2 protein-coding genes are annotated in these 3,495 nt (G+C 63.5%); both read left to right on the forward strand.

Annotated features, from left to right (window positions below; translation table 11 throughout):
• Positions 1–87 precede the first annotated feature (87 nt).
• On the forward strand, positions 88–1,683 hold the full coding sequence (gene gpmI / locus ACY693_RS16730) for a 2,3-bisphosphoglycerate-independent phosphoglycerate mutase (protein WP_462322945.1): 1,596 nt from the start codon (positions 88–90) through the stop codon (positions 1,681–1,683).
• A 330-nt stretch (positions 1,684–2,013) separates the two neighbouring features.
• On the forward strand, positions 2,014–3,246 hold the full coding sequence (locus ACY693_RS16735; protein ID WP_462322946.1) for a glucose-1-phosphate adenylyltransferase family protein: 1,233 nt from the start codon (positions 2,014–2,016) through the stop codon (positions 3,244–3,246).
• Positions 3,247–3,495 lie beyond the last annotated feature (249 nt).

Below are 3,495 nucleotides of genomic sequence, written 5' to 3' on the forward strand. Positions count from 1 at the left end.
ACCTTGCCGCCGTCACAAAACCGAAGTGGAAAAGGAACGTCTCTTGCATCATCCTTCTGGACAACCCGCAACCAAGGTTCTCCGATCATGACCACCACTGCAGAGTCGGCTACCCCGAGACGCCCGGTCGTCCTGGTCATCCTCGATGGCTTCGGCATCAACCCGAGCAAGCTTCACAACGCCATTGCCCAGGCAAAGACGCCGCGTCTCGACGAATACTTCTTCCGCTATCCCTACACCCAGCTCAACGCCTCCGGCGCTGGCGTTGGCCTGCCCCTGGGGCAGATGGGCAATTCCGAGGTCGGGCACATGACGCTCGGCAGCGGCAGCCTGCTGCGCCAGGACCTGGTGCTGATCGACGATGCGATCGCCGATGGCAGCTTCTTCGAGAACCCGGCGCTCATCGACGCCGTGACTGCCGCCAAGGCCAAGCAGCGACCGCTGCAGCTCCTTGGCCTGGTCTCCGAAGGCGGTGTGCACAGTCACGCGCGCCATCTGCTTGCGCTGATCGAGCTCTGCCGGCGCGAGGGCGTGGTGCCGCTGGTGCATATGATCACGGATGGTCGCGATACCCCACCGAAGTCGGTGCTCAATGGCCTCGGCGAGATCGAAGCGGCATTGGAGAGTGCCAATGGGCGCATCGTCACCGTCAGCGGTCGCTATTACGCGATGGACCGCGATCGCCGCTTCGATCGCACCGAGCGGGCCTGGCGTGCGATCGCGCTGGGCAAGGGTCGCGGTGCGGCGACGGCGCGGGCGGCCATCGATGCCGCCTATGCCGCTGGCGAGGGTGACGAGTTCATTCATCCGAGCGTGATCGGCAACTGGAAGGGGCTCGAGCCTGATGACCCGATGGTGCTGTTCAATTTCCGCAAGGATCGGCCACGGCAGATCGCCTCAGCGCTCGCCCTGGACGCGTTCGAGGGTTTCGACCGTGGGACGGCGCCGCGCGCTGATCTGACCTGCATGATGGTCTACGACAAGCGTTTTGGCTTGCCCCATGCGTTTGATCCAGAGGTGCCGCGAACCACGCTGAACCAGGTGCTCAGTGCCCAGGGCATCGAGCAGTTCCACTGTGCCGAGACCGAGAAGTACGCGCATGTGACCTTCTTCTTCAACGGCGGCAGTGAGGAGCCCGCGGCGGGCGAGGTGCATCGATTGATTCCGTCCCCAATGGTCAAGACCTATGACCTCAAGCCGGAGATGAGCGCGGTGCAGGTCGCTGACGCCGTGGTCGAGGCGATCGAAACCTGCCAGTACGGCTTCATCGTGGTCAATTTTGCCAATGGCGACATGGTCGGCCATACCGGCTACATGGACGCGGTGGTGCATGCCGTCGAGGTCCTGGACCAGCAAGCGGGGCGGGTGCTGGATGCGGCCGTGGCGAATGGCTACTCGGCGCTGCTGACCGCGGATCACGGGAACTGCGACATGATGGTCGATCCGGAGACCGATGCGCCGCACACCCAGCACACGACCAATCCGGTTCCCTTTCTGGTGGTCGATAAGGAGCGCTGGGTATTGAGACCGAGTGGCACCCTGGCTGATGTGGCCCCAACGGTCCTCGAGCTGATGGGGCTGCCGCCTGTGGCGGAGATGTCCGGGAACTCGCTGCTGTTTGAGGCGATCGCCCCGCAGCCAAACATGGCGATCGACCGGATCGGCTTGGCCAGGACGGGTTGATCAGGCCGATTGATGATCAGGATCAGACGACGCCCTTGCACCAATACAGGGCGTCTTTTGATGATCGCGCCCAAGGACGGCGCATCCGATGGGCGAGCGCAGTTCGTCGCCACTTCGACGCTATGGCCTACTCGGGGGTGCCCATGTCACCGCATCGCCTTCTGTTGTTTGCCGTGCTCGGTCTTGCCGGGGCTGCCTTGGCCTACAATGCCTTCAGGATCATCGAGAGCGAGTCTGGGCCGGATTGGCCTAATGCCCCGTTGACCTGTTGCAGAAACCAGCCAGCTGCCGCAACCGGCGGCTAGAGCAGCGCTATCCTGGAAACTGTTCATGCCATCGAAGACCCTGACCTTCGTGTTTGCCGCTGAGCGCGGTGCCCCGATTCCACTTACCGAGCATCGATGCAAGGCGGCGGTCCCGGTGGCCGGTAAGTATCGCGTGATCGATTTCACGCTGGCGAACTGCCTGCACTCCGGGCTAAGACAGGTGTTGGTGCTGACGCAGTACAAGTCGCATTCACTGCACAAACATCTGCGCGATGGCTGGTCGCTGTTCAACGCCGAGCTTGGTGAGTTCATCACCGCGGTGCCACCGCAGATGCGCTATGACAGCGGCTGGTATCGCAACGCCGTCGATGCCTTGCGGCAGAACCGCTATCTGATCGAGCGAAGCACGGCCGATCTCTTGCTGCTGCTCGATGGGGGGCTGGTGTACCGCATGGATTATGCCGAGCTGATCCAGCACCATCGCGAGCAGCAGGGTCCTGGGGGCGGAATCACCTGTGCACTACGGCAAGCGGGTCCGGGGTCAGCGGCCGGCGCTGTCAAGGTTGAGCTGGATGAGGGCGAGCGCATCACGGGCATCGGCTCGGCGAGCGGTGAGACTGGCCCTTATCTATCGACCATGGGCGTGGTCCTGATCGACAAGACGTTGCTGCTCGAGCAGATCGAGACCCTCGCTGCTGCCACTGAGGTCGAGATGGAGCAGGGCTCCGATCTGGCGACCCAGCTGCTCGCGCCGATGTTGGCCGGCCGCGCGACAGCGGCCACTGCGCCCAAGGCGTATCGATTCGGCGGTGAGCGCGGGCGTGTGACCCAAGACCGCTACTGGCGCGACCTGGGCTCTACCGATGCCTATTTCCGCGCCAATATGGACCTGCTCAGGGCCGAATCGCCGCTCGATCTCTATCAGGCGGACTGGCACATCCTGACCTATCAAGGTCAGTACCCGCCGGCACGGACGGTGCCGGGACCGACCTCGGGCAACGAGGGGATCTTTGTCAACTCGATGCTCGGCGCTGGGACCGTGATCCGCGGTGGCGGTGTCAGTCATTCGGTGCTCTATCCGCGGGTCCAGGTCGAGGATGGCGCCATCGTCGATGAGGCGATCCTGTTCGAGGGCGTGAGGGTTGGCGCCAATGCCCGGGTTCGGCGCTGTATCTGTGATAAGGACGTGGTGATTCCGGCCGGGGCCTGCATTGGCGAGGATCATCGCGCCGATGCCGAGCGCTTCGAGGTCTCCGAAGAGGGCATCGTCGTGATCCGTAAGGGGCAGACGATCTGAGTCGGGCAGGCAAATCAAGCGTCGCCCGCAGCTCGGCCAGTCGCGGCCAGACAGTCGCAGCCGCACAGTCGTCGCCAGACAGTCGTCGCCAGAGGCCGCAGCCGGAAACAGGCCGCATTCAAGCTGTGGGTAGCCTTGAGCACAACGCGGAGCCGATCTCGACCCTGTTCAGGTCGCTCTTGGCGGCTTATGGAGAGCAGCACTGGTGGCCCGCTGAGACGACCTTTGAGGTCATGCTTGGTGCCATCC

The organism is Halochromatium sp. (assembly GCF_054919635.1).

What these genes read in the sequence shown, in the direction of transcription:
- gpmI (WP_462322945.1), top strand. Translation starts at nt 88, where the DNA reads ATGACCACCACTGCAGAGTCGGCTACCCCGAGACGCCCGGTCGTCCTG.
- ACY693_RS16735 (WP_462322946.1), top strand. Translation starts at nt 2,014, where the DNA reads ATGCCATCGAAGACCCTGACCTTCGTGTTTGCCGCTGAGCGCGGTGCC.